General features: G+C 56.8%; 16 protein-coding genes. 9 read left to right on the top strand and 7 right to left on the bottom strand.

Annotated features, from left to right (window positions below; all coding sequences use genetic code 11):
• Positions 1-113: 113 nt before the first annotated feature.
• Positions 114-1,247 carry an ROK family transcriptional regulator gene (locus K7A42_RS04210; protein WP_108081245.1) on the bottom strand — a complete coding sequence of 378 codons (1,134 nt, stop codon included), beginning with the start codon at positions 1,245-1,247 and terminating at the stop codon, positions 114-116.
• Positions 1,248-1,535: 288 nt separating this feature from the next.
• Here K7A42_RS04210 and K7A42_RS04205 point away from each other — a divergent pair, with 288 nt between their 5' ends.
• The 4 genes from K7A42_RS04205 (at position 1,536) to K7A42_RS04190 (ending at position 6,441) form a co-directional block, all read left to right on the top strand.
• The gene (locus K7A42_RS04205; RefSeq protein ID WP_174151542.1) at positions 1,536-2,528 is read left to right on the top strand and encodes an ABC transporter substrate-binding protein; all 993 of its coding nucleotides are present in this window, start codon (positions 1,536-1,538) and stop codon (positions 2,526-2,528) included.
• 109 nt (positions 2,529-2,637) lie between these two features.
• Positions 2,638-3,723, top strand: a complete 1,086-nt coding sequence (locus K7A42_RS04200; RefSeq protein ID WP_174151541.1) for an ABC transporter ATP-binding protein — start codon at positions 2,638-2,640, stop codon at positions 3,721-3,723.
• Entirely contained in the window at positions 3,720-5,405 is a 1,686-nt protein-coding gene (locus K7A42_RS04195) for an ABC transporter permease (protein ID WP_006697278.1), read from the top strand. Before K7A42_RS04200 ends, K7A42_RS04195 begins: the two co-directional genes overlap by 4 nt.
• A 79-nt stretch (positions 5,406-5,484) precedes the next feature.
• A complete protein-coding gene (locus tag K7A42_RS04190) occupies positions 5,485-6,441 on the top strand; it encodes a hypothetical protein (RefSeq protein ID WP_004438967.1) in 957 nt (318 codons plus the stop codon).
• 154 nt (positions 6,442-6,595) lie between these two features.
• Here K7A42_RS04190 and K7A42_RS04185 read toward each other — a convergent pair whose 3' ends face one another.
• From K7A42_RS04185 to K7A42_RS04165, 5 genes are all read right to left on the bottom strand, one after another.
• Complete coding sequence (locus K7A42_RS04185) at positions 6,596-7,159, bottom strand: flavin reductase family protein (RefSeq protein ID WP_174151540.1); 564 nt, start codon at positions 7,157-7,159, stop codon at positions 6,596-6,598.
• 11 nt (positions 7,160-7,170) lie between these two features.
• On the bottom strand, positions 7,171-7,506 hold the full coding sequence (fdxA, locus tag K7A42_RS04180; protein WP_004438973.1) for a ferredoxin FdxA: 336 nt from the start codon (positions 7,504-7,506) through the stop codon (positions 7,171-7,173).
• 103 nt (positions 7,507-7,609) lie between these two features.
• On the bottom strand, positions 7,610-8,209 hold the full coding sequence (locus K7A42_RS04175; RefSeq protein WP_004438975.1) for a superoxide dismutase: 600 nt from the start codon (positions 8,207-8,209) through the stop codon (positions 7,610-7,612).
• A 190-nt stretch (positions 8,210-8,399) separates the two neighbouring features.
• The gene (locus K7A42_RS04170; protein WP_282454889.1) at positions 8,400-12,887 is read right to left on the bottom strand and encodes a putative Ig domain-containing protein; all 4,488 of its coding nucleotides are present in this window, start codon (positions 12,885-12,887) and stop codon (positions 8,400-8,402) included.
• A 172-nt stretch (positions 12,888-13,059) separates the two neighbouring features.
• Positions 13,060-13,629, bottom strand: coding sequence for a TetR/AcrR family transcriptional regulator (locus K7A42_RS04165; protein ID WP_174151538.1), 570 nt, complete (start codon positions 13,627-13,629; stop codon positions 13,060-13,062).
• 47 nt (positions 13,630-13,676) lie between these two features.
• On the opposite strand from K7A42_RS04165, the gene K7A42_RS04160 reads away from it, so the two are divergent.
• Positions 13,677-14,204, top strand: a complete 528-nt coding sequence (locus K7A42_RS04160) for a dihydrofolate reductase family protein (protein WP_112416264.1) — start codon at positions 13,677-13,679, stop codon at positions 14,202-14,204.
• A 40-nt stretch (positions 14,205-14,244) separates the two neighbouring features.
• Here the strand turns inward: K7A42_RS04160 and K7A42_RS04155 are convergent, their stop codons facing one another.
• On the bottom strand, positions 14,245-15,312 hold the full coding sequence (locus K7A42_RS04155) for a linear amide C-N hydrolase (RefSeq protein WP_174151537.1): 1,068 nt from the start codon (positions 15,310-15,312) through the stop codon (positions 14,245-14,247).
• 110 nt (positions 15,313-15,422) lie between these two features.
• Between K7A42_RS04155 and K7A42_RS04150 the strand changes: the two genes are divergently transcribed.
• The 4 genes from K7A42_RS04150 to K7A42_RS04135 all read left to right on the top strand — a co-directional run bounded on the left by K7A42_RS04150 (position 15,423) and on the right by K7A42_RS04135 (position 25,562).
• Positions 15,423-16,253, top strand: a complete 831-nt coding sequence (locus tag K7A42_RS04150; protein ID WP_282454919.1) for a hypothetical protein — start codon at positions 15,423-15,425, stop codon at positions 16,251-16,253.
• A gap of 378 nt (positions 16,254-16,631) precedes the next feature.
• A complete protein-coding gene (locus tag K7A42_RS04145) occupies positions 16,632-18,542 on the top strand; it encodes a ShlB/FhaC/HecB family hemolysin secretion/activation protein (RefSeq protein ID WP_174151536.1) in 1,911 nt (636 codons plus the stop codon).
• A gap of 18 nt (positions 18,543-18,560) precedes the next feature.
• Positions 18,561-19,013 carry a hypothetical protein gene (locus K7A42_RS04140; protein WP_044459930.1) on the top strand — a complete coding sequence of 151 codons (453 nt, stop codon included), beginning with the start codon at positions 18,561-18,563 and terminating at the stop codon, positions 19,011-19,013.
• Positions 19,014-19,049: 36 nt separating this feature from the next.
• Complete coding sequence (locus K7A42_RS04135) at positions 19,050-25,562, top strand: hemagglutinin repeat-containing protein (RefSeq protein WP_234899239.1); 6,513 nt, start codon at positions 19,050-19,052, stop codon at positions 25,560-25,562.
• Positions 25,563-25,779 lie beyond the last annotated feature (217 nt).

Here is a 25,779-nt window from a genome sequence, read left to right as displayed (position 1 = left end):
GGGCCGTCCCGGCTTACCGCGAGGGAGGGGCGGAATAGGCGGGTTCGCTCCACAGTAGGCGCCGCGGATCTTCGGCGGCTCTTATTGGGCAGACGGCTACCGGCTAACAGCGGCTAAGCCCATCCCTTCAGCGCTCTACCTGAATAATAGCTGGGCGTCGTGGCACGGTAGATCGGTATGCTGGCTGCACCGAGATGCGGCAAGTCACTCATCATCGATTTGCGTATTTCGGGGGGCTCCACGAAGAAATCCTCGCCAAGCATTTCCAGCGACCCGATGCGCTCCACGATATGGTCGAGAATCCAATCGGGCAGTGATCCGCCAAAAATGATGGCGCCGGGATCCATCGTGCGGGCGACGGTCAGAGCCAACACCCGCAGCTGGTCCGTTGCCCTTTCAAGCCAGGTAACCACCGCCGGATGGTCGCGATAGCTTTCATCAATATCCCTTAAGCGCCGGACACCCACCCCGTGGGCGGCGAGCGTGTCGCAAAGATCCTGTCCGGAGGGACGAGGATGTGATTTGGGAAACAGGCCACCAAACTCGCCAGCATTTCCGTTCGTGCCGCGATAAAGATGACGCTGCACCACGACGGCGCCGCCGATACCATATGTCAACCAGATCATCGCAAAGTTACGGATACTGCGGCCCGCACCGTAATAAAGCTCTGAGAGAATGACGGTGTTGCCGTCGTTTTCATGAAAGACCGGGAAATCGAAATAGGGTTGGAAGTCCTTTTCGACGTCTATATCGCGCCAGTTCTCGAACTGCCTGATGCGAAACACATGGCCTCGATCGCGCTTGAAGTGGCCCGGAAAGCTGATGCCGCAACCCAGGACATCCTTCTTTCTTATTTTAGCCTTTTCCAGCACTTGGCGGGAAGCCCTTTCAGCCATTTCCATGATGTGTTCGAAACTGTGCCCTTCGAGTTCGGACCGAATTTCCTGCCTGATCGTGCCGTTCAGATCGGCGATACAAACACGCAGATCGTCTGGATTGAAATAGACCCCCAGAGTGAATAGTCCATTCGGGTTTATTTCAATTGCCGTGGAGGGTTTGCCGCGCTTGCCGCCACTGCGAGCTTCCTCCGCCTCGAGGATCAGGCCGGATTCGAGAAGATTTGCGGTCAGGCGTGTTAGGGTCGGTGCAGAAACATCCATCTCGCGTGCCAGCTCGATACGCGACATGCCTCCCTTTCCGCGCAAGATTTCAAGCAGTCGCCGCTCATTGTAGCCGAGGTCGATCAAACCATTCTCCTGCGAGACGTTACGCCGGATGAATAGCGCAAACCAAGCGGTTGTACAGCAAATTTCGATGAGTCAGAGGCATATCGAGCCAGTATGAGGCGAATTGAGTTTCCTTAATTCCCCGTTTTATCAATGAACTAGGGCCTTTAGGAATTTTAGAACCGATCGCCGCTTGACTTATTAATTTACGTAAAGAAAATAAATATCAGACAACGAGCAACGACACCAAAAATAGCAAGAACCTGTCGCAAGTCCTCGTCTGTCAGGGAACAAAAAACGGAGATCCTCATGCGTCAATCATGCACTATTTTCGCGCGCCTTTTTACTGGCGCAGCATTCCTAGCAAGCGCCGCACTCGCCCACGCACAAGGCACTGTCGTGGTGTATTCGGCAGCGCCGCAGCAGCTCATGGACGAGTTGTTGCCAATGTTTGAAAAGAAGACCGGCACCAAGGTGGAGCTTGTTAAAGCTGGATCCGGCGAGCTGATGAACCGCATTAAGGCAGAAAGCGGCAAGGCGGGGGGCGACGTGATCTGGAGCGTTGACGGCACCGTCATCGACTTCTCCGCTGATCTTTTCGAGCCTTACAAGCCTGTCGAAGCGGCCGCGATCAACACAGCTTTTTCGCCGAGTGCGAACTGGGTGCCTTTCACAGCTGTCGTGACAGCCTTCATTGTCAACAAAGAGGCTTTGAAAGGCGCGCCGGTTCCGACGTCCTGGGCCGATCTCGCCAAGCCTGAATATAAGGGCCTGATCTCCTCGGCCCGCGCTGATCAATCTGGTTCAGCATACATCCAGATGGCAACTGTCTTGCAGGACTTCGACAGTGAGGAGAAGGGCTGGGAGATCTATACCGGTATCCTTGGTAACTCTGTCCTATCCACCTCTTCCGGCGCCGTTCCACGTTTTGTCAATGATGGCGAGCAGGCCGTAGGCATTACGCTCGAAGATGCCGCTCTGCGTTACAAGCTAGGCAGCGCTCCGGTCGAGATTGTCTACCCACAAGAAGGCACGGCAATAGCGCCCGATGGTATGGCGCTCGTCAAGGGTGCGCCGAACGCCGAGAACGGCAAGGCTTTCATCGATTTCATCGTGTCCAAGGAAGCGCAGGAAGTCGTGGTGAAAGCCGGCCGTCGGTCGGTACGAACCGATGTTCCGGCAAACGCGGCACTTGTTCCGCTCTCGGATGTTCCTGATGCGAAATACGATTTCAAGTGGGCTGCCGACAACCGATCGCGCCTGATGGAAAAATGGAACGAGATACTTCTCGACGTCCAGTAAGAGCATAGGGCGGCGCATCACGCGCCGTCCCCCTCTACTCGTTCACATCCACATTTTCATTCCGTCCACCGTGGTCGCGCGCCGCGCAGGATATATCTTGGAGCAGCACATGGCCGCCGTTGAGATTAACAGCATCAAGAAAAGCTATCGTAATGTCGTTGCACTTTCCGACATCAGCATCTCAATTCCTTCGGGATCATTTTTCACGCTGCTTGGCCCGAGCGGTTGTGGAAAGACCACCCTTTTGCGCACGATCGCCGGGTTTCACCAACAGGACAGTGGCAGCATCAGCATCGAAAGACAGGCGATTGAGCATGTGCCCGCCCATAAGCGTGATGTCGGGATGGTGTTTCAGGATTATGCAGTTTTTCCGCATATTTCGGTGTTCGATAATATTGCCTTCGGTCTGAAGCAACGTAAGGCATCGTCCGCCGAGATCCGCGAACGAGTCGCCAAGATCCTCGATATCGTGCAGCTTGCTCCGTATGCCAAGCGCATGCCGCACGAGCTTTCCGGCGGCCAGCAGCAGCGTGTGGGCCTCGCGCGCGCACTGGTCATTAATCCCAAAGTGCTTTTGATGGACGAGCCGCTATCCAACCTCGACGCCAAACTGCGCGTGGACCTGCGGCGGGAACTGCGTGAAATCCAGCAGGCCATGAACATCACGACGGTCTATGTTACCCATGATCAGGAAGAGGCGCTCGCCATGTCCGATCTGGTTTGCGTCATGTATGGGGGAGTAATTCAGCAGGCTGCGCCACCCTGGGAAGTCTACAATAATCCCTCTAACCGTTTCGTCGCGTCTTTCGTTGGAGCCAATAACTTCCTGACGCTTGATCGCACGGGCGGGCAGATATTCCTGTCAGGCCACAAGGTTGCACTGCCGCAAGCGGATGCGATTTCACGGGAACGGAAGGTCGTCGCAGCGATCCGCCCCGAGGCGATTTCAGTGGGTCTTTCCGCGATCTCTGCTCAAGACCGCATCGACCTGCCCGTGACCATCCGTCAGGTCAGTTTCACCGGACGTGAAATGAACGTAGCGGCCTTACTCTCCTCGGGTGAAGAGATCGAGGCAATCACCAAGCCGTCACCAGAGATCATCGCCCTTGAGCCGAACCAGAAGACAACCTTTTCCTGGCGGGCGGCCGATACTCAGCTTTTCGGTGAAGGTGTGACGGGGGAGCGCTTGTCATGACGGATATGACCGCCACTTCAACGCCTGGAGGTTTTCGCCTGCGGCTGCCGGGTTTCTGGACAAGTGTCACGGCGCTTGCCGTGATCTTGCTGGCAATTTTCCTGATCCTTCCGATATTCAGTGTGTTTTTCATCAGCTTTTTTGATGCGAAGACCGGTGCGTTCGGGCTCAGCAACTACGCGGAGGTGTTCACGCGCCGGTTTTACACCGTGGCCCTCTGGAACACATTGCTGATCGGCGTCCTGGGCATGCTCGGTGCCTGTCTTCTTGGGATCCCGCTTGCATTTTGCACGTCGCGTTATCGCATCAAGGGACGCACATTCATCGCGACCTTTGCAGTTCTTGTTCTCTGCGCACCGCCTTTCATCGGTGCTTATGCCTGGATCATGCTGTTCGGTGCCAACGGTGCGGTCACCAACCTTTTGTCTTTTGCCGGCATCTCATTGCCAACGATTTATGGAATACCCGGCATCGTCATGGTCTTCAGCCTGAAGTTCTTCCCCTATATCTTCCTGATGACGGAAAATGCCCTGAACACCATCAACAAGTCTTATGAGGATGCGGCGGAAAACCTCGGCTGCACGGCGTTTGAGCGTTTCCGCAAAATCACCTTGCCCCTTGTTTTTCCAGCAGTCAGCACAGGTGCGATCATCTGCTTCGTGCTTTCCATCGCCGACTTCGGAACACCCGCCATTCTCGGCAAGGGCATCAGGACGCTGTCGACGATTGCTTATGCGCAATATACCTCCGAAATGGCGGGCACGCCGACCATGGCCGTCACGATTTCAATGGTAATGATCGGGATTTCCATGGCAGCGCTTCTTCTCCAACGGCACATTCTCGCCAAGCGCCGTTACGCCAGCTCCCTGACCAACCGACCCGTTAAGCAGTCGATGCGCCCGCTGAAGTCATTCATCGTTCACGGTTTCTGCTATCTGGTAGTGTTCATTGCCATGCTACCTTCTCTAACGGTCATCTATACATCTTTCCTGGCGACGAACGGCCCCGTCTTTTCCGGTGGCTTCGGGTTTGACAGCTATGCTCGCATCTTGAGGGATTCCCCTCAGGCCATCGCCAACAGCTTTACCTTCGCACTGGCCGCAGTGGTGCTTATCGCGGTCGTCTCCGGACTCCTGTCCTTTATCGTCGTTAGGCGCGATAATGCCGTTTCCGGCTCGCTCGATCTGTTGTTGATGGTGCCGTATCTCATTCCGGGCGTCGTTATGGCGATCGGTTACGTCACGACGTTCCGATATCCTCCTTTCGATATCACTGGGACGGCGCTCATCATCATTCTTCTGGTGTTCATACGCCGGCTGCCCTATGGCGTCCGATCCACAACATCGATCCTCAGGCAGATCAAGCCATCGATCGAGGAGGCGGCGGTTAATCTTGGAGCTTCACCCGCAAAGACATTTCTGTCGGTGACGGTGCCATTGATGTTGCCAGGCCTCATCATCGGTTCGCTGATGAGCTTCATCACCGCCATCAACGAACTTTCCTCGACGCTGATCCTTTATACGGCGCGCACGATTACCATGCCGGTCCTGATCTACATCCAGGTAATCGACGGTGAATTCGGGACTGCGGCCGCGCTTTCGACCGTACTATTGGTTAGCACCGGGATCTGTGTCTTCGTCGTCTTTCGCCTTTCGGAAGACAAGGAAGCTTCCTTCGTCTGACCTCTTACACCCCAGTAAAGATAATAGCTGCGGTGACCGACGTGTCCCGTCCGCTCCCCTCTGCAAGGAAATCAACAAAATGAATATCGCGAGCTTTTCGCAATCGAAATACAAGAACGCCGCAACGCCGGGGGACGACGTGGCAGTTCTTCTTCCCGGCCGGGTTCTGGCTGTTTTCGACGGTGCGACCGATCCGACCGGAGCAAGTTACGACGGGCTGAGTTCCGGCCGTATCGCCGCACTTGCCGCAGCAAACGCGGTCGCCGAGATGAGCATAAAGGGCACCTTGCAAAGCTGTGAGGCGGCAGCTCTGTTTCAAAGTATCAGCGACCTCCTGAAATGCGAGGCGAAGCGCATCAATGCAAGCCATCCACCATCCACAACGCTCGCGATTGTCGCAGATCTGGGTGACAGTTTTCGCCTGCTTCTGGCCGGCGATTCTGGTGTGCGTATCAACGGTACCCGCCTGCTGCAGCACGCCAAGCTGATAGACAAGGTCAGCACGTCGGCGCGAATTCATGTTTTCAAAGGGCTCCTGGCGACACATGGGGACGGCGATGCTGCTGAGGCAAAAACCCGCGCCACCATATTTTCCGGCCTTCACGCTGCTGTTAAAGCTGGCATCATGACGATGCCGGAAGCCGAAAAAGTCGTCGCCGCCGCGGCTGTCGCAAGCGGCCTTCAAAACGATATGGAAGCGGTCGAAGAGTTTCTGATGGGCGGCATTCGTGTCCAGCCACATTATGCAAACAGGCAGGGCCATGTTCTCGGTTACGCGTCGATCAACGGTGGGCAGGTGATAGGGGAGGGCTTGGTCGATCTAACCCTTGCCAAGGACACGGTCACAAGCCTCGAAATTTTCTCTGATGGTTATCTGTCATTGCCAAGCGGCATCGATGTCGCAGACTGGGAAGCGGAATTTGCCCGCGTCGAGGCAGCAGATTTTCACAAGCTCAGCGACTACCCGTCGGTGAAGGGATCCACAACGGGCGAATTCAGTGACGACAGGACGGTGATATGCCTAAAGGCTCGGTAATAAATCTGCTGCGGCAGGTATGGGGTCGCTGGCTGTGTTCTACCAGGCCGCAAAATCCCATAATTGACTGCCAGGCTCTCGCCACTTTGTGGGAGTGTTAAAGCCGTCTGAAAGACGCTGTGCATCTGAGGTCGTCGGGAGGAACCCTGGATCGCTAGCCCCTCGTCTCTCTGCCGGTATAGGAGCGATCGCTCCAGAGCAGGGCTTTGCGTGAGGGATCCGGGATCGATTCGGTGATGGCGCCAACGAACAGGATGTGGTCGGCGGCATCAACGGAGCCGACGAGCTCGCAATCAAGGGAGAGTAGCGCCCCGGCAAGCCGAGGGCTTCCTGAAGGCCAGGAATCCCACTGGCCGATCGAAAACCGATCCGGCAGGTTTCCCTTCCCCGCGAAAACGTCGGCGATCTCTTCCTGGCCCCTGGACAGCGCGGCGACAGAAAACCGCCGGCTTGCGGCTATGAGGTCGACCATACGGCTGCTGGCGTCGATGGAGATCATCAGAAGCGGTGGCTCCGCGCTGAGCGGCATGAAGGAGGTGATCGTGCGTCCGATCCGCTCATCCCCATGGGCGGATGAGGCCACCGCGACGATGAAGGCGAGGGCGCTCATCGCGTCCTTGAACTCACGTGGTGAGACGGCCGGCCTAGCGGAGGCTCTAAGCGGAAAATGCGCGTGATTGACCGCACCGCCATCGATAAGCTTGAGATTATGAGACATGCGACGCCGGGCTAACCGCCCGCTCCCGGATTTTTCGAAAAAATGGAAAACTTGGCCGCCGCGCCATTCATGATATCGGCATTGTCTGGCGGCGCTCTCTTTTGATGCACGCGCGGCCAGATGCCGGAATAGTGGCGGTTAAGGTCGAGCCAGACGTGCAGTCCCGGCTCCGTATCTGGCCTGATCGCTGCGGCGGGGCACTCTCGCTCGCAAATGCCACAGTCGATACATTGATCGGGATGGATGACGAGCATGTTCTCGCCTTCATAAAAACATTCGACCGGGCAGACGTCCACACAGTCCATATATTTGCAGGCGATGCAGTTTTCGGTGACGACATAGGGCATCTGGGTGCTCGAACGGAATGGCAGCCGGACGGCGGCTGTCCGGCTGCGCCTGAGCCGACAGGCCGCACGAGGTAGCGGCGCCGGCCAGATTGGTTCAATCAGGTCAGAGACGACCGGCGACCGCCTGCCAGTTCACCAGATTATCGAGGAAGTTCTCGATATAGGCCGGGCGCTTGTTGCGGAAATCGATGTAATAGCTGTGTTCCCACACATCGCAGCCAAGAAGCGCCTTCTGTCCGGAGCACAGCGGATTGACCCCGTTTTCAGTGCGGGTAATTTGCAGAGAACCATCGGTATCAACCACCAGCCACGCCCAGCCGGAGCCGAACTGGGAAGCGCCGGCAAGGGCGAAATTCTGCTTGAACAATGCTACCGAGCCGAAGGACTGTGTCAGCGCCTCTTCCAGCACCTTGGGCATCGCATGATGCTCAGGCCCCATGATTTCCCAGAAGAGAGTGTGGTTCCAGTGCTGGGAGGCGTTGTTGAATATGCCGGATTGTGCCACCGCACCCTTTTCATAGGTGCCTCGGACGATCTCTTCGAGGTTCCTGTTTTCCCACTCGGTCCCTGATATCGCCTTGTTGAGATTGTCGACATAGGCTTTGTGATGAAGATCATGATGGAACTTCAGCGTCTCCTCGGACATCCCCGAGGGGGCGAGCGCATCATGGGCATAGGGCAGGTCGGGAAGCTGGAAAGCCATGGGGTATTCCTTTGTCAACTGTTCGCTCAAGAGCGTGAAAGAGCCTTGCGAAATCAAGGTGACAGTACTTCTAGGACCTCTATCGCGGTTGAGGTCAAGTGGTTTTTTGATGTCATGCCAACGGCGTGCCGCCGCGGTGGTGAGGCAGGCCAGCCAACGGGACGGCGCTTCGGTTTACTTGCCTTTGCGCCTAGAATTTCTTGCTGACGCCGAGTTTCGCGCCTGCCGAGGTTTCCCCATCGCCCTCGATGTTGAAAAGGAGTGCTGCATCAAGCGACCAGTTTTCCGCCGTCTCCATGGAAACACCCGTCGCGAGGGAGCCAAATGCGCCAGATCCGTCAAGACTTGAGACGCCGACAGTACCCCCGAATCTCGGTGTGACGATCGAGCCGTTCTCAAGCGCAATCTGACGGGCCACCTCCGCGCCGAGGCTAACGCGGAGCTGTTCTTCGCGGAAACCTTCCAAGTCTATCCTGTCGCCGGCATCATTCCCCACGGCGTAATCGTCAACTGTCTCGGAAAAATAGACGCCACGAAGTTTCGGCGTGAAAGTCGTAACGTCATCAATATCCCATCGACCGGAAATCGACGTGTCGAACAGCCAGCGTGTGGTATCGAACGACCCGTCCCAGAAGGGCGTATCGATGTCATTTGCGGACCCTCCATAAAGAAGGCTACTGCTCCAGAAAATTCCCTTAGCGATTTCGAGCGATGCGTTCGGGCCTAGGAGCCAGCCGTTGCCGGTCAGTTCATTGTCACCGTCGGTGGGGTCGGTCATCCGGTCGAAGTGAAACGAGAAGCCCAGCAGAGCTTTGTCGGAAAGCAGATAGTCCACGCCGGCCGAGACCATGGCGAAACTGCCCCATTTGCTACCCGATTCATCACGATTGTGAACGAGAAACGTACCGTCCAGCCAGATGTTGAAGGCTGGCAGTTCGCTCTCCGTCACTCCATCGGACCTTTCGCGGGCAGCTTCAATCTGGGCGAGGCTGGTGGAAAAGCCGAGGACCATCCCTTCACCGGACGGTGTTGCGCGGGAGGTCACGGCCTCCGTTGCACTGGCCATCTGCCGGCGTTCCAGAAGGCCCGGAACCTTGATGGTTGAAGCAAGAAGATTCTGTCTTGCGCTGACGAAACCGTGCACGAGGCGGTCTATCTCTCGTTCGACCGCATCCTCGTTATATGTCTTGATATCGTACGTGATTGTCGCCTCGTTTGACACTCCTGTTGCGGTTTTCAAACGGAAGCCGACCCTCGCGGCGCCCTTAAACGCAGGGTTCGGTACGAATTTCAGGTATAACCCCGTCGACTGGACCGGGCCAGCCTGCGCGAACTCGCCATATACGATAGACGCCTGCCCGGCACCTTGTGGAGTCACGTACGTCAGATCGGCGCCCGTGAATGGGCCTCCCGTGGCTTTTGCGGTGAGATTGACATTTTTCGGTGCCCCGTCTTTCACCTCGATCAGCTGATCTTCGACACTCACTTCACGTGGGGTCACCTTCAGCGTATAGCCAACAGAAAGCGTGCTTCCGCGCGCATCCCGCACCTGGATGGTAAAGGTGTAATCCCCTTCTGTCTCGGTTTCGAGCGGCCCGGTCAGTTCGCCTGTCGACACGTTGAGCACCATTCCACGTGGCAACGTTCCGCCTGTGAGACCGTAGATGAGCGGCGCGGTGCCGCCAGAGCCAGTTATGGTCTGGCTGTAGGCTTCACCCGCCATCGCATCTTTCAGTGCACCGCCGGCGGGCGAGAGTGAAAGCGCGCCGGGAGGTGGCGTTACCGTCAAGGTAATGGTGGCGGTGGAACTGCCCGACGAATTGCTGACGGTATAGGTGATGCTGTCGGTACCGGAGTAGCCGCTTGCGGGACTGTAGGTGACACTGGTTCCGGCCACCGTTGCCGTGCCGTGTGACGGGCCAGCGACGAGGACCAGCGTGTCGACCCGGCCTCCGGAAAGGTTTAGCGGGACAGAGTTACCGGTACTGTCAGCAGCCACGGTCACTGCGCTGTCGGTTGCGACCGGGGCCTGCGCCAGCACGGCGATGTTGTAAATCGCCGACGCTACTACATCATCTGCGTCTCGCACCGTGACACTGAAGCTTGCGACGCCCTCCGCCGTCGGCACGCCAGCGATTTCGCCCGTTGCTGCATTCAAGCTCAAGCCGCTCGGAAGCGTGCCGCCGACTGCGTACTGATAGGGTGCACGTCCACCTGAAACCGAGATGATGGCACTGTAAGGTACTGCAGTAAAAGCATCGGCCAGTCGTCCGGGAGCGGGCGAGAAAACCAGCGTCGTTGCAGTCACATTGATGTTGACCGTCGCCGGTGCCGACGGACCGCTGACATTGGTCGCAGTGTAGGTAAAGCTGTCGTGGCCGGTATAGCCCGGCGCCGGCGTGTAGCTGATCGTGGTTCCAGTTGCGGTCGCCGTTCCATGCGCCGGTGCAGTCGCAACATTAACCGTGGTCGCTGCGCCGCCCGTTATGTCAAGGGGAAGAACGTTGTTCGACGAATCCGGCAGGATCGTGACCGAAACATCGTTTGCAATGGGCGCCGCTGGGTTGACCGTGAAACTACGCGTGACCTGCGTTGCGGCGAGGTAATCGTCGTTACCTGGCTGATCCGCGTTGATCGTGCACGTGCCGGTCGATACAAATGCCAAGATGCCGGTCGTTGTAACCGTGCAGACGGCTGTGGTGCTGGATGTGAAGACAGGCGTCAGGCCGGAATCGCTTGTCGCTGTCAGAGTGGGCGTTGTACCGAATGTCTGCGTGCCGGGATTGGTGAACGTTATTGTCTGGGCTGCACGCGGCGTAACGCTGTTTGATGACGCCGAGGGAGAGCCGGCCCCCACACTGTTTTCGGCTGTCACCGTAAACGTGTAGCTTTGGCCGTTTGTCAGGCCGTTAACAATGATTGGACTGCTCTGTCCCGTTACGGGCATGACGTCCGCCGGGCTTGCGGTGACTATGTAGGACGAAATAGAGGTGCCGCCGGTTTTCTGCGGAGGCTGAAACGATACCGATGCCTGCGTATCGCCAGCGGTCGCAGAGATGCCTGTCGGGGCATCGGGAACGGTGGGGGCGACGTTGATGGAATAGGCCCGGCTACCTGTTTCGCCATTTGCATCCGTTGCGGTAATGGTGAAGGCCGTATTCTCTGCTGCTAACGGCGTACCGGAGAGCACGCCAGCGGACGACAGTGTCAAGCCATACGGGAGAGTCCCCGTGGTTACTGAAAGGACTAGGGGGAGAGCGCCACCCGAGGCCGTCAGTGTCTGGCTGTAGGCGGTATCGTAGGTTGCCGCGGGAAGACTGGTCGGATTGATTTCGATGACGGGAGCGGCGATCGCCAGCGTATAGGATTGCGAGCCTGTACCGCCCGTGGAATCCGTTGCGGTCACCGTAAATGGGAAATTGCCGCTTCGGGTAGGGGTGCCGCTGAGTTCCCCGTTGGTTGTAAGCGAGAGACCGGGCGGAAGCGAACCAGCCGATACCGCAAAAGTGTGTGGCGCGGTGCCACCACCCGCGGAGAGGGTAATCGGCCCATAGGACTGCTGATAAACAGGGTTTGAAATCGTGACCGGCGTAATTCTTACCGGGTCATAGGTCACACTGTTGTCTGAACTTGTGGACGCTTCGTTTGGAAGCCCCGCCGGCGTCATCACGCTTCCGGCCGGAATGGCTGCAGTGACGGTTCCGACGCGGCTCATTCCGGTTACCGCAACCCGGTAACTTGGGCCCGAGCCCGTGATCGCGACATTGGTCGCTCCTGCGGTGCCGGAAAGCTGAATGTCGGCTGCGGAAAAACCGACGATCGGCTTGTCAAAAACAACATCAAACAGGATTGGAGAGCGAGAGGTCGGATCTGCCTGAGTGGCGGCCTGATTGATCGTCACCGTTGGATTAGTGTCCACCGTATGGCTTGAGCCGGAACCTGTACCCGTGCTGCAACCGCCGCCGCCTGAATAGGATGCGTTTACCTGATAGGTGCCGGACGCAAGGGTCGTCGTACGAAATGTGGCGGACGACGCCGGGCTGACTGGCCCTGTCGGCGACAGGCCGAGATTTGCAGATTGCGAACCGATGGAAATGTTGACGCTGCCTGAAGGTGATTGGCCGGCGTTGCAACCCATCGAGGAGACCGTCGCGGTCACGGCGACTTCTTGTCCGGGTATTGAAGGATTTGGCGACGATGTCACCGAAATGACAACGGGTCCGCCATCAACTGCTCGAACGACAGTCGGATTACTTTGGAACGACACAGGGATGCCGCCAAGTCTGAGGCCGGTGAATGAGGCTAGTTCCGTGAACTGGCCGGACATGACATCCATAGCATCCACTTGATAAGTAGCCGTGCAGAAAAGCTGCGCTCCGGTTCCTGTTGGGCTGTTGAATGGGTTACAGGAGATGTCCCTTTCCTTGATGGACGTCTTAGCGGGATCTAGCGTTGTTAAACTGTATGAGCCGGTGTCAATGACGAAGTCAAAGCGGACGGTGTCGCCGACCCGAGTGAACGTGTCGGGAGTGGCCGTCATCGAAACAGATTGAGCGAGGCTGGCCGTTACCGAAACGGTAACGAGCGCCAGGGCAAGCGAAGCCGCCGTCAGTATCCCGTAAAAACTCGACGCCGCACCACGGGCAACGTCACTCCACCAACTACGCCCGCTGCCCATATGCCCCCCAGCATTAGAATGTGCGAATATGCGAGACTTTGCTAGAGATGATTGGAGGTGGGAGTCAACCTCTGCTTGAATAAATCACAGGTGCTTCTTGTTATTTGCGGACAGCGTGTCGTTTTTGCCCCATCTGAAGGCGAAAAGTCGGTGCAACGATGAGGATTTCTGTTCACCGCCCGGCCCGTTCCACCATATCCACCCAATCCTGAAGCGCTCTTCGAATTGCCGAATCCGCGTCTTCACCGCGGGTGAACGCCCACCACGTGTGCGCGCCCTGCCAGACGGCCGCCATCTGCCAGCCGAGGCTCGCTGCGGCTTTTTCATCTTTCGAGACCCGACGCCCCAGCGATTGTGCGAGAATCTTGCCCCAGAGGGCACCTTTCGCCCTGAGTTTCGGATTGCGGATATCTTCTCTAAGCAGCAGTAGCCCGTCACAGGCGTTCTGTTCTGCAGCGTCACCCGGCATAAGCCGCATCAGCAGGGATATCGCGCCCTGCGGCGTCAACGGCTCCTCGTCGTCCGCTGTCCGCGTCTGCGCCAGCAGGTTGTCCCATGCGCGCATCAGCACAGACTCCACTAGGTCTTCGCGGTTGCCGTAGCGCTGTACCAGCGTAGCGGCAGAGAGGCCACTGGCTTTGGCGGCGGCAGCAAAGGTCAGGCCGTCAGGCCCTGTCTGCAACATCAGCGGCAGCAGGGCGTCAAGCACCTCTTCATCGGAAACAAGCTTGTGTCTTGGCATGAGGATATTTATAAACGTATATTCATTTATAAATCAAGGAGGATGAAATGGCGGTCATTCGCGGATATATTGCTACCAGTCTGGACGGCTTGATCGTAGCGGGAGACGGGTCTCTTGACTGGCTCTACAAGTATGACGACATGAACCTCGGCGAGCATGATTATCGCCTGTTCCTGAAGGGGATAAGGACCGTGGTCATGGGGCGGGCGACCTATGATTTCATTGCCGGGGAGCAGAGCCCCTGGGCCTATGACGGCCACCGTGTCATCGTCGTCACGTCGCGGCCGATCGAGCAGCCGAAAGGCGCGCTGGAAGTGCGCGCCGACCTGGATTCGCTGATCGAGGAACTGCGTGCTCTCGATGACGGCGATGTCTGGATGCTCGGCGGGGGCCGGCTGCAGATGGCCTTCATGGAGCGCGGCGCGCTGGATGAGATCGAAATATATGTGATCCCGGAAATGCTCGGCTCCGGCCAGCCGCTCTTTCCTCTGACCGGTTATCGGGCAAGCCCGACGCTGATAAGTGCAACGGCAATCGACAAGGGCTGTGTGAGATTGCATTACCGCTTTTCATGACGCTCCGGCGACCATGGAACCGCAGCGGCCAGGATGAGACTCAAAGCCCCAGAAATTTGAAAGGTTGAGTCTCCTTCAGGCTGTCATTCGCCATGCCGGAATAGATATGGATCTGATTGGGGCCGAGGTCGAGTTTCTTCACTGTACCCGTCTCTTTGGAAAGATCGAGCTTCGTCAGGTCAATCCAGAAAATATTCGGTGTCAGCGCGGATTCGAAGAAATACAGCTTGCGCTTGTGATCGATCACCGTGCGCCAGCGGGTGGAGGATATGTTGGGCTGGTCCGGGGTCGTGATGCCGTAAGGAACGGAGACGTTGCGGATGACACTGAACACGCTTGCGATGGCTTCGACCGGGTTTTCGCTTTTGGGTATTGCGTTTGCGTAAAAGGATGCGCGGGCGAAACGGTCGGACGCGCGGTTCGTGCCCGGCAGCATGACGGTGCCGCCAATCTGCTTCCAGTATTCGTTCAATGCCAACTGATGGTCGAAAGTCGGCGAATTGGTCATCACCTGATACTGGCGGCCGTGATGGATGACCTGCTTGCCATCGATATATTCAACGATCGCACTGTCGCCACTCCCATCGGAGAGCGATAGATGCAGTGTCGCCAGACGCTCTTCGCCGGGGACATTATCAGTCACGATCGTGAACGGGTTTTTCTCGAGCGCACGCACCGCTTCCTCCACGGTCGCGAAATTGTCGAGCACATATTGCGCCCATGCTGCGATGGACAAGCCCGGAGATTTACCGTCATAGACGGGATAACTCGACTCAACGAGCCAGAGAACGTTGGCCGCCAGGCCTGCCTCGTTCACGCCGTCCGTCGTGGAAATGTCGTAACCCGATGCAATGACGCTGCCATATTTCGAGGTCCATTTTATGGAGTTCGGACCGGCCTCACCGGAACGTTCCATGCCGCGGGGGAAAACCCAGATATTTGTCCCCACATCGGTTTTCCAGTCCATCGAACGGGCCGTCATTACCTGATTATTCTCGCCCAAATAAACGAAACGCGTGCAGGCCTCCGCACCTGACGTGGTGAGCGTGGCGATGGACACCATGGCGGCGGTGAAGGCAGAGAAAAGCGGCAGGGTCTTCGGGCGCATTTAAACGTCTCCGGTGCTTTCGGTACAAGATACAGCGTATGATAGAAGATCGGACTTGTTGGCGGGAGTCAAATAGGTTTAGCTACGGGCGATTAGTTGGGGAGAAGGCATTGCTAAAATTATCGGTTTTTTCGGTCTTTACGGCCTTTTCCGCAACTGCGGCCTCAGGCGCGGATGAGGTTCGTGCCGCGCCCGCAACGGTTGATGGAGCCGATTGGGCGTTTCAGGCCACGGGTTATCTATGGGCCACTGGTTTGAACGGCAACATCTCGCCGTTCCGGCGGGCGCCGAGGCTTCATGTCGAAAAATCCTTCTCCGATGTGATGGATGATCTCAACTTCGGCGGGTTTCTTAACGTCTGGGGCCGTTATGACCGCTTCGTCCTCTCCGGCGACATCATGTATGTCGATACTACGGACAGCAAGGCGGCCGGGCCGCTGCCGGCACTGCAAATTCCCGGTTTGCCGATCTTGCCGGCCGGCGCTGCGATCGATGCAGATGTCGATACGCAAGAATTCATGGCGACGCTGCAGGCCGGATACCGCATCATTGATGCAGATGGATTTTCGCTGGACGCGCTTGCCGGGGCTCGCTTCTGGCATATTTCTAATGAGGTGGCGGTGACCGCAAGCCATCCCCTGATCGGCAGCGTATCAGCTACGCATCAGGAGAGTTTCGGGTGGGTTGATCCCGTGATCGGCGCGCGCGCCTTTTTCAACCTCACGGATAAACTCTCCGTGCAGGGACAGTTCGATATCGGCGGCTTTGGAGCGGGGTCGGATTTCACTTGGTCCGCACTGGCGACGGTGAACTACATTTTTACCGACACCCTGTCCGTCTCGGCAGGCTACAAGGTGCTCGACGTGGATTATTCAGACGACGGTTATGTTTTTGATTCGAGGCTGAGCGGGCCGGTGGTCGGTCTGAACTATCGGTTCTAGCCATTGAATTGCGTTGTCTCGCCACCGTTCATATCCCATCTGAGAAACAATTTTAGTTTCCCCTTAACTTTGGTTTCTATGCGGTCTTGCAGACCAACGCTTGTTGCAATAACTTCTGGTTGTTGTTTGACTCGAGAAAACGCACGAATGGAGATTGGCGGATCGTGCTTAAAATTCACGGATGAAAAATAATATCCATGCCATGGTGTTGGCAAGATTGATTATTACGTGAATTTTCAGCGTGCGCGGTTCCTTGGGCAAATGACTTGCGACTATCGTTTCGCAAAGAAAGTTACTACTTTAACGCTTCTTGGATCAGATGAACTGATCTATGCACCCGGTAGGGGATCGACAGCAAGGATAGCTGCAGAGTGAAGCATGGGCGGCATTGCCGCGACAAACTTCATTTCAAATGCAGGCCTCCCAAATATGCTACTTGCTGCTTTCATTCCGGGTTTCCGATGGCTACTCCCTCCTGATTTTTATCTCGCAGTTGCGCCGGCCAATCAAATCTTCGCAACATCCGCGGTCGCCGTGCGGGCAGAGCGGAATGCCTCCGTTAAGTCGACGGACGCTTTCAAGCGGACCTTTGCCATTTCGCTTTTTGCGAGCCTGATCGCGTCAGGGCAGGCAAGTGCACAGTCGCCCGCCGATGATTTTTCCCGGCGGCAAGAACAACAAGAACAGTTGCAGCGGCTGGAAAACCTGAAGCAGGTCACGCCTGGTGGCGTCACTAGCCGTGTGGACAGGGCACCAGGAGGCGAGGCGAAGTCCAATGGCCCATGCTTCAATATCTCGCGCGTGGAGATCGAAGGTGCGACACGGCTGTCCGCCGCTGAATTCAGAAAAATTACGCAGGGTTACGACAATCGCTGCATCGGTGTTGCGGATATCACCACTCTGCTCAAGGCCATCACCGACCTCTATCTCGACAAGGGATTCGTGACGTCTCGCGCCTATGTTCCTCCACAGGATATTGCCGGAACAGAACTGCTGCGATTGGTGGTCGTCGAAGGCACGATCTTGAATATCTACCTTAACGGCCACCCTGTTGCGAGAAACGGTTCATTCGCGACGGCTTTTCCCGGCGTGAAGGGTGAGGTGGCCAATATTCGCGATATTGAACAGGGGCTGGACCAGATCAATCGCCTGTCATCGAACGACGCAAAAACCTCGATGTTGCCGGGCAAGGAAGATGGAACGTCTATCCTCAATGTCGAGAACAAGCCGCGCAAGCGCTGGTATGCGAGCATTTCCAACAACAATCTCGGTCAAGAGAGTACCGGTTACTCCCAGACCAATGTTTCCGTCGGCTTAGACGACCTGTTGGGCATCAATGATCAGTTGGGGTTCTCCTATGGGCGTAGCGGCCCGGACTACCCTTGGGACGACGATAGCCGCGGGCACAGCAACAGCTATTCGGTCAATACAAGTGTACCTTATGGCTACTGGACTTTTTCAACAAATGGGTCCTGGTACGAATATGAGAGCACCATCCCCGGCAATTTTGGACCGATCGAAACATCGGGCAATTCCGGTCAGGTTGGATTTGGCATAGACCGCGTCATTCTGCGCGACAAGGATTCCATCACGACCCTCAGAGGCGGTCTCACCTACAAGCAGACGGACAACTTTCTTCTCGGCAATCGAATTGAGGTGGGAAGCCGTAGATACACGATTGGCAGTCTGGGCTTGTCGCGTTCACAGAGAATTCTGGGTGGCGTCATCGCCCTCGATTTCTCCCTTGATAAGGGCCTCGATCTCTTCGACGCCGTGGAGGCCGGCGAGCCCGGAGCCGGCACGGCCGATCCTCGGTTTCTGAAATTTACCACAACTGTCACCGCAACGCGGCCGTTCGAGGCCGCTGGCCAGCGGTTCGAGTTAACGACGCTCCTCAATGCCCAATATTCGCCCGATAACATGTTTGGCGCAGAACAGATCGGACTTGGTGGCTACAGCAACGTACGCGGCCTGAGGGAAAGCGTCATATTCGGTAACAACGGATTTTTCAGCCGCAACGAACTGGTTTGGCGGACAATGCCATGGGAGGGCACAAGTCTGGCGCCCGTTCTGGGCGAATTACGCCCCTACCTGGGCCTCGATTATGGCCGCGTGTTCTTGCAGCATCGCTTCGATATTCCCGAAGGCTATCTCGCGAGTTGGACCGTTGGTGCGAAACTCGTGGGCGGAAACATCAGTGCCGATTTCGGCTACTCCCAGGCATTTTCCAGCAGCGTGAGTGGCGGACGCGGAAATCTCATTTTCGCCAGCGTAACGGCACGCTGGTAGGCTTCAAAAGAGAATATTATGATCAGATCTTCGTTTAACACCTCCAAATTACCTTTCGTATCCGCGCTGGTGGCAACGGCCATTGTCGTTTCCGGTTGCGGTGGTCGGGCGGCGAATCCGGTCTCCTCGACCAACCCGGCCGACAGCGCTTTCGATTGCGCCGGCATAAAGCGCGAATTCGAGGCCAATGAGCGCCAGGTGCTCTCGACGGTGAAAGAACGATCCGATGCGCAGGGTAAGAACGTGGTCCTTGGCGCGACCGGTGTTCTTCTGTTTTGGCCCGCCCTTTTCTTCATGGACCCGAAATCGCCGGAAAAACTGGAGATCGACGCCTTACGTAACCGCAATCAGGTCCTTGCCGAGATCGCCAAAAGCAAAAAATGCCCAGCTCCGCAATCGAAGCTGGCAGATGTCTACAAGAAACTCGACAGCAAGCCATCTCCGGCCGACACGAGCAGAAAAGACCGCTAAGCCCCAAATTCCGTCTGCCACGAGAGGCGAGCAACAATGACATCACAGTTTAAGCGTCTTCCACGCAAGACAATCGACCTCGCGTTGTTCGCTGGTGCCGGGACGCTGGCTCAAAAAATCATTGCCACCGTTGTCAGTTTTACGCTCCTGCTTCAGCCAGCGCTTCTTCACGCACAGGACATATCGACGGAAGTTGGAGGATCTTTTGCAAATCGCCCCGGGATAGGGGCTGCTCCGAACGGAGTGCCGCTCATTGATATCGTCGGACCCAACAGCCAAGGTCTGTCGCACAACAAATACAACAATTTCAACGTCGGCACACCGGGGGTCATTCTCAACAACTTCAATGGTGAGGTGGGCACCTCGAAACTGGGTGGCGTGACACCCGGCAATTCAAATCTGCAAGGTAAAGGCCCTGCGTCCGTCATCCTCAATGAGGTCACGTCGCAAAACCGCAGTTCGCTTCTCGGTCCGACCGAAGTGTTCGGTGGCAGGGCCGATGTCATCATTGCCAATCCGAACGGGATCACCTGCGACGGCTGCGGTTTCATCAACACGCCACGAGCCACGCTGACGACAGGTGTGCCTGACATCGGCAGCGATGGACGTCTCAATGGATTCACGGTCAACGCAGGGGATGTCACTTTCGGCCCTGGGGGTGGGAATTTTGCGCTTGGTGATGGTGCAGTCAGTCTGTTCGATGTCGTGTCCCGTACCATCCAGATCGACGGAACGATCTACGGTGAGGATTTGCGTCTGACCGCCGGCAAGAGCAAGTTCGATTATGCCACCGGGGAGGCAACAGCCCTCGATGCCACCTCCGGAACACCTGAATACGCAATCGATGGTTCAGCGCTCGGGGCCATGCAGGCCGGCCGCATCAAGATGGTTGTCACGGAAAAAGGTGCCGGCGTTCGCATGCGCGGCGACATGGCGGCCAATGCCGGGGAGCTTTCGCTGTCGGCAGACGGTAAAATTTCGATCGGCAATACCTCTGGCAATAACGGCGTCAGCATCTCTTCGAAGGCGAGTGTTTCGGCCGGTCGTCTGACCTCGAAAAAATCAGTGTCGGTCAAGGCGGGGAAGGACGCCAGGGTCGCTTCTATCGGTGCAGAAGAGGATATCCTGATCAATGTTGGAGCAGGCTTCATCGATGTCGCCGGTACTCTCGGGGCGAGTGGCGCACTCAACCTTCTGGCAGACGGACGTATTGCCTTGGCCGACGCGTCGGCTGCCGGACCTGTTTCGCTATGGTCGGGGGCTGGCTCCATTGCCATCAGCGGCACGGCCCAGTCTGGCGCGGCGATGTCACTTACGGCGGCCTCAGGAGCAATCACAGCGGGCTCGCTGCTTTCGAAAGGCGATTTGGCTCTGCTCTCCGGCCTTGATCTGGGGATTTCCGGGCTCGTGCTTGCAGAAGGGAATTTGCAGGCTTCGGCTGGCAGTGACATCCGCTATGACAGTCTGGAGGCAAACGGAGACGTTTTGCTGTCTTCGACAGGTGGTGTCATCAGCTTCGATAAACGCACGGCAGCAGGGGGCGACATCAGGATCAGGCAGCAAAATGCCGATCTTTCAAATAATAGGAGCAGACTTGCCACATCCGGCACGCTCTACATCAATGCCAATAATATCAATCTCACCAACAGCACGCTGACGTCAGGTGGCATTGATCTCACCTCATCTGGAACGACAGATCTGACCGGTGCGCGGCTCAATGCTGTCACCGCGAGCAGCACAGCTCGTTCCGTTCAGGGGTCAGGTGACATCGCGATCCAAGCGGGTAGCCTCACTGCGAATGACGCCACCAATATTCTTGCGGCCCATGATCTGACGCTGTCGCTTTCGCAACTTGCCAACTCCGGTCAGCTGGCTGCTGGCAATGATCTTACCCTCAATATCGCCGGCAACCTGACCAACACCGCCACGGGGCTCATCTATGCCGGTAACGACGCGGCACTTTTCGTGGGCGGCGCGCTGGCTAATGATCAGGGGGCGATTGTCGCAGGTCGTGACCTCACAATTGCTGGAAGTGCTTCTGGCGCGCGCAATGCTGCTACGGTCAACAGTTCAGGTATAATTTCCGCTAGTCACAATATCTCGATCCTGACGGCAAATCTGCGTAACGAGAAAAGCGTGGCTCCGACCTATACGAGCCAGCAAATCTCAAACGCACTCGTGTCGGCTTATGACACCTATTATGCACGCGAATGTGGAGATTGTTCATCTCCCGTCTCTTTTGCTGGCAAGCAGTTCGTCATTGGTGCGCCCATTCGCCATGTCTATCGTGATGTGATTGAAGACCGTCTCACATCGGCTGGTAGCCCCGCAGCGACAATCAGGGCGGGCAATACGCTTTTTGTCGATACCGTCGATCTTACCAATGCCTATAGCAACATTGAAGCCGGCTCCGGCATGACACTTGTTGGCTCCGGCACTCTTAACAATCTCGGTTTGCAATTGCAGCGTACCACTTCGCTCAATTGCAACCAACAAGGTGGCTGCCAATATTATCCTGACGTCATCTATGAGTGGCGGGAATCGAAAACAAGCGGCGATACAGGTGGTTGGGAAGGTTCATGGCAGGTCGCCATGCCTGGTCCCAGTCCCTTTGGCACGCGCGATGCGTCAAAGGATATCGGGCCAGGACGGAGTGTAGAAAGCGTCGAGGCGATCGGCGGTGTTCCCGCGGCGATCCGCTCTGGCGGAGCGCTGGGTATTACCGGTTTTGGTACCGTTAACAATACCGCCGCAGCAGGTACGATCGCAGATTATGTCAGCGTAGTAGCGCCTGCGCCGTCGAGCGATCCGACCGGATTGCTCGCTGGCATGACCGCAAGCGGTGCGCTGTTCACTATTGGCTCCGTTGCAGGCCCGCAGTCCGGCGGCTTTGGCGGCACCATTCCCGGTCAGACGTTCCTCTATGAAACGCGTGCCGCCTTCCTCGATGTCTCGAAATTCTACGGATCGAGCTATTTCCTTGGCCGCATCGGCTACCAGCCGGACCGGCAGATCCAGTTCCTTGGAGACGCCTATTTCGAGAACCAATATATTGAGCAGCAGCTCAAACTGGCGACGGGTTCCGGCTTCACCGGGCAGGATTCGATCGCTCAGATAAAGCAATTGCTCGACAACGGAGCCGCCTATCTGGGAGCGCAGCAGCGCCCGCTCGGCGAACCGCTTACGGCCGAGGAGATCGCCAGCCTCACCGAATCCGTCGTCGTATATGAGTGGCAGACGGTGAACGGTACGACCGTTCTTGCGCCGGTACTACATCTCGCCGCCAATGACAGGGAAAGATTGAATTCTGCGGGCGCGCTGATCGCGGGCAATCAGGTGACGATCGATACCGGCCTGCTTGCAACATCAGGGATGGTGGCATCGACCGGCGATCTTAGCGTTTCTGGTTCGTCGATCGCGGCAATCGGCGGCACCTTCACGGCGGGTGGCAATGCCTCGCTGAAGGGTAACGAGAACATTCTGCTCGCCAATGCGAAGGTGACGGCCGGCGGCAATCTCGGCCTGACGTCGAATGGAGACATCAATATCTCCGTCACCGAACGGTCGACGACCAGCACTTTGCGCGACAAGCGGAGTTTTACGACGGTTGTGAGAACCGCCAGCCAGGGTTCCGAGATCACCGCGGGCGGGTCGGTCTCAGCCAATGCAGGTGGCAACCTCAACGTCATCGGCAGCAACATTGCTGCCGATGGAACGGTCGGTCTGAAAGCGACCGTCGATGTGACAATCGCTGAGGCCATCGACACCACCACGATAGATTACACCTATAGGAAAAAGGGCGGTCTGTTCGGCGGAAGCAAACAGACGACGAGCCACACGGAAACGCAGACCGTCGTCGGATCATCGGTTAGCAGTGGGAAGGGCGTGTCCATCATCTCAGGTGGAGATACCGTCGTCTCCGCCTCGAAGGTGACTGCCGGCGACGAGACCGACAAAGCCGATATCAATGTCAGCGCGGGCGGCGATCTGCTGATCGCGTCGGGCAGGAATACGGCGGAGTTCGAGCAGAGCTCCTCATCCAGGGGCTTTCTCTCGAAAAAGAGCTCGACGCAGTACAACTACGACGAAGCCACAGTCAGCTCCGAGCTTTCCGCATCCGGCAACATCAAGCTAAATGCTGGCGGCAACGCTGTCATCGCCGGCTCGAACATAACGGCAGGCGATGCGATCAGCGTCGCGGGTGACAGCGTCGCCATCATCGGAGCCGAGGAGCAGCATGCGCTGGAAAGCAGCAGCAAGAAATCCGGCCTGTTCGCCGGTTCCGGCGGCGGCTTCCTCTCGCTCTGGGGCAAGGAACAGAAAGAAAAGAGCCAATCGTCTACCCTTAATGTCGGCTCCGCGCTGACTGCCGGGACCGATGTTACTCTCACGGCGCGCGAAAACGACGTCAATGTTATCGGTTCTTCTATCATGGCCGGCCGTGACATCGCGCTGGAGGCAGCCCGCGACGTCAATATCACTCCCGGGGCTGAAAGTGCCTCATCGCAGGAGAAGGAAAAACGCTCGGGCTTCGGCATTCAGGTGAAATCTGGCAACGGCAGCGCATCGATCGGTATCGGCTACGGCAAGTCGGTCGATCGGACCAGTCAGTCATCAGAGACTAACGCCAGATCCATCCTGTTTGCCGGTCGTGACCTAATCATATCCGCTGGCCGAGACGCCAACCTGCAGGCCGCTCAGCTATCGGCAGACCGCGATGTCGCCATCCTTGCGGAGCGCAACGTCAATCTGCTTTCCGCGCAGGACAAGTCCAACTACGAAAGCCTGCATGAGGAGTTTTTCGCGGGCGTAAGTCTGTCGGTGGCGACCTCGGTGGTGAACGCGGCTACCAGCGTAAGCGGCGCAGCACAGAAGCTTACGACCATCAATGATGGCTATTCTGCCGCCAATGCTGCCTTTGCCTCGCTGAAAGCCTATGATGCGCTTGATAAGATTGCCAAGGGCGGCAACCTTGTCTCGGCGTCGCTGACCGTGGGATTCAGCTACCAGAAAGAAAGGGAAACCGCGCAATCCTCTGTCCCGGTTCCGACCGAGATACGCGCAGCGCAGTCGGTAACGATTGAGGCCGTCTCCGGGGATTTGACGAGCCATGGCGCACAAATCGCTGCAGGTTACGGTTCAGAAGGACAGATCGTGGTCTCCGACAATGAAAAAGCCGGTGATATTACGCTCAAGGCCGGCAAGGATATCATTCTCGAAAGCGCCCAGGCGACCAACAGCTCATCGACGAGCAGCATGTCAGGCGGTGCAAACTTCGGTGTTTCCGCTGGCGTCGGCATCAACGGTGTCAGCGCCGGATTGACGGGCGGGGCCAATGCGTCCGTCGGCAACTCCAACGCCGATGGGACAAATCAGGTCAATAGTCATGTCAGCGGAACCGGTGACATAACTCTAAAGTCAGGAAACGATACGCGTCTCGCGGGTGCGGTGGTCTCCGGGGACACGGTCACTGCCGATGTCGGTGGTGATCTCACGATCCTGTCCGTGCCAGATACCGGTACAAACTCCAACCACTCCGCCTCGGCCGGCTTCAGCCTCGGCGGAGGCCAGCTTCTGTCCGGCGTGCAAGTTGGCGGTGGCAGCGGTTCTGGAGAAACGAACTGGATCACTGAGCAGTCCGGCCTCGTTTCCAATGGAGCGATGCACGTCACCGTCGGCGGCAATACCCATCTGGGTGCCGGAAAGATCATCTCTGCAACCGGTGACCTCATACTCGATACGGGCACATTGACCCACGACAACTTTGAAGGCCAGAAGGGTTACGAAGGTTTCAGTGTTGATCTTGGTATCGATCTTTCCAGTGGAAAGGACGCAGCCGGTAACGCCACCACCAACCATACGCTGGAAGGTTCCTACCGGCTCGACGACACTCGCCAGACGGTACGCGCCACTGTCGGGCCAGGCGATATTGTCATTCGTGACCAGGAGCAGCAAGCGGTGCTGGAAAAGGACGGTGCTTCTACCATCCCGCTCGACGAACTCAACCGCGATCCAAACAAGGCTTATGAAGTCACCAAAGACAAGCACGTCGATCTCGAGGTCTATATCTCCACCAACAGCTTGAATGCAGCAATTGAGGCAGGCAAGACGGTCACCGAAGTTATCGGCAGTGTCTTTGCAAAGATGGCTTCCGACGGCAATTTGTCATCCACAGATGCCCAATCGGCGACTGCAATCGCCTCTTATCGGGATGATCCTCAGGTTCTGGCTCAGTTGGAACAATGTGGAATACACGGGGGAACATGTCAGATTGAAATAGGTGGCGCAGGCACGTATTTCTTTTCGACATCTGGTGCTTCGATTTCTCTTGAAACATATAAGGCTATAGCCAAAGCTGAGTTACATTTCGTTGGCAAAGGGGGGACACCTGGAAACAATCAGGCCCAAAACAAGCAGGTAGACGATATAGTGCGAATGCTAGGACTAAGCCCAAACCAGCGCAGAAGGCTGCACGACGAGATTACGGGACAAGGCTATTCGTTTCACGAGATAAAGCAAATTGCAGTCGACATGTTTGACTTGAATTAGAGGTATTGCGACTTTGAATGGCGAACTTCTCAGAAATATCTTCCAACCCATAATAGGTGAGCCAGCTTGGCTGGTGCGATTGGGGCACGGAAGCTTCCTAACTTTCGAGTTTGGAAGGGCAGGTATACGGCGTATAGAGCCCACCACGAGGAAAAAGCGGCGAAGTATATCAGTTCACGGGGAATGGCATCTGTGGATTTATTGTTGTCGCTGGCAC

Source organism: Agrobacterium sp. InxBP2 (assembly GCF_026191755.1).
Taxonomy (GTDB): Bacteria; Pseudomonadota; Alphaproteobacteria; order Rhizobiales; family Rhizobiaceae; genus Agrobacterium; species Agrobacterium pusense.
This window is presented reverse-complemented; position numbering and strand designations above follow the sequence as displayed.

Bases quoted from the DNA above. Each gene is read 5' to 3' on its own strand.
- K7A42_RS04205 (WP_174151542.1), top strand. From the start codon at position 1,536: ATGCGTCAATCATGCACTATTTTCGCGCGCCTTTTTACTGGCGCAGCA.
- K7A42_RS04200 (WP_174151541.1), top strand. From the start codon at position 2,638: ATGGCCGCCGTTGAGATTAACAGCATCAAGAAAAGCTATCGTAATGTC.
- K7A42_RS04195 (WP_006697278.1), top strand. From the start codon at position 3,720: ATGACGGATATGACCGCCACTTCAACGCCTGGAGGTTTTCGCCTGCGG.
- K7A42_RS04190 (WP_004438967.1), top strand. From the start codon at position 5,485: ATGAATATCGCGAGCTTTTCGCAATCGAAATACAAGAACGCCGCAACG.
- K7A42_RS04185 (WP_174151540.1), bottom strand. From the start codon at position 7,159: ATGTCTCATAATCTCAAGCTTATCGATGGCGGTGCGGTCAATCACGCG.
- fdxA (WP_004438973.1), bottom strand. From the start codon at position 7,506: ATGCCCTATGTCGTCACCGAAAACTGCATCGCCTGCAAATATATGGAC.
- K7A42_RS04175 (WP_004438975.1), bottom strand. From the start codon at position 8,209: ATGGCTTTCCAGCTTCCCGACCTGCCCTATGCCCATGATGCGCTCGCC.
- K7A42_RS04170 (WP_282454889.1), bottom strand. From the start codon at position 12,887: ATGGGCAGCGGGCGTAGTTGGTGGAGTGACGTTGCCCGTGGTGCGGCG.
- K7A42_RS04165 (WP_174151538.1), bottom strand. From the start codon at position 13,629: ATGCCAAGACACAAGCTTGTTTCCGATGAAGAGGTGCTTGACGCCCTG.
- K7A42_RS04160 (WP_112416264.1), top strand. From the start codon at position 13,677: ATGGCGGTCATTCGCGGATATATTGCTACCAGTCTGGACGGCTTGATC.
- K7A42_RS04155 (WP_174151537.1), bottom strand. From the start codon at position 15,312: ATGCGCCCGAAGACCCTGCCGCTTTTCTCTGCCTTCACCGCCGCCATG.
- K7A42_RS04145 (WP_174151536.1), top strand. From the start codon at position 16,632: ATGGGCGGCATTGCCGCGACAAACTTCATTTCAAATGCAGGCCTCCCA.
- K7A42_RS04140 (WP_044459930.1), top strand. From the start codon at position 18,561: ATGATCAGATCTTCGTTTAACACCTCCAAATTACCTTTCGTATCCGCG.
- K7A42_RS04135 (WP_234899239.1), top strand. From the start codon at position 19,050: ATGACATCACAGTTTAAGCGTCTTCCACGCAAGACAATCGACCTCGCG.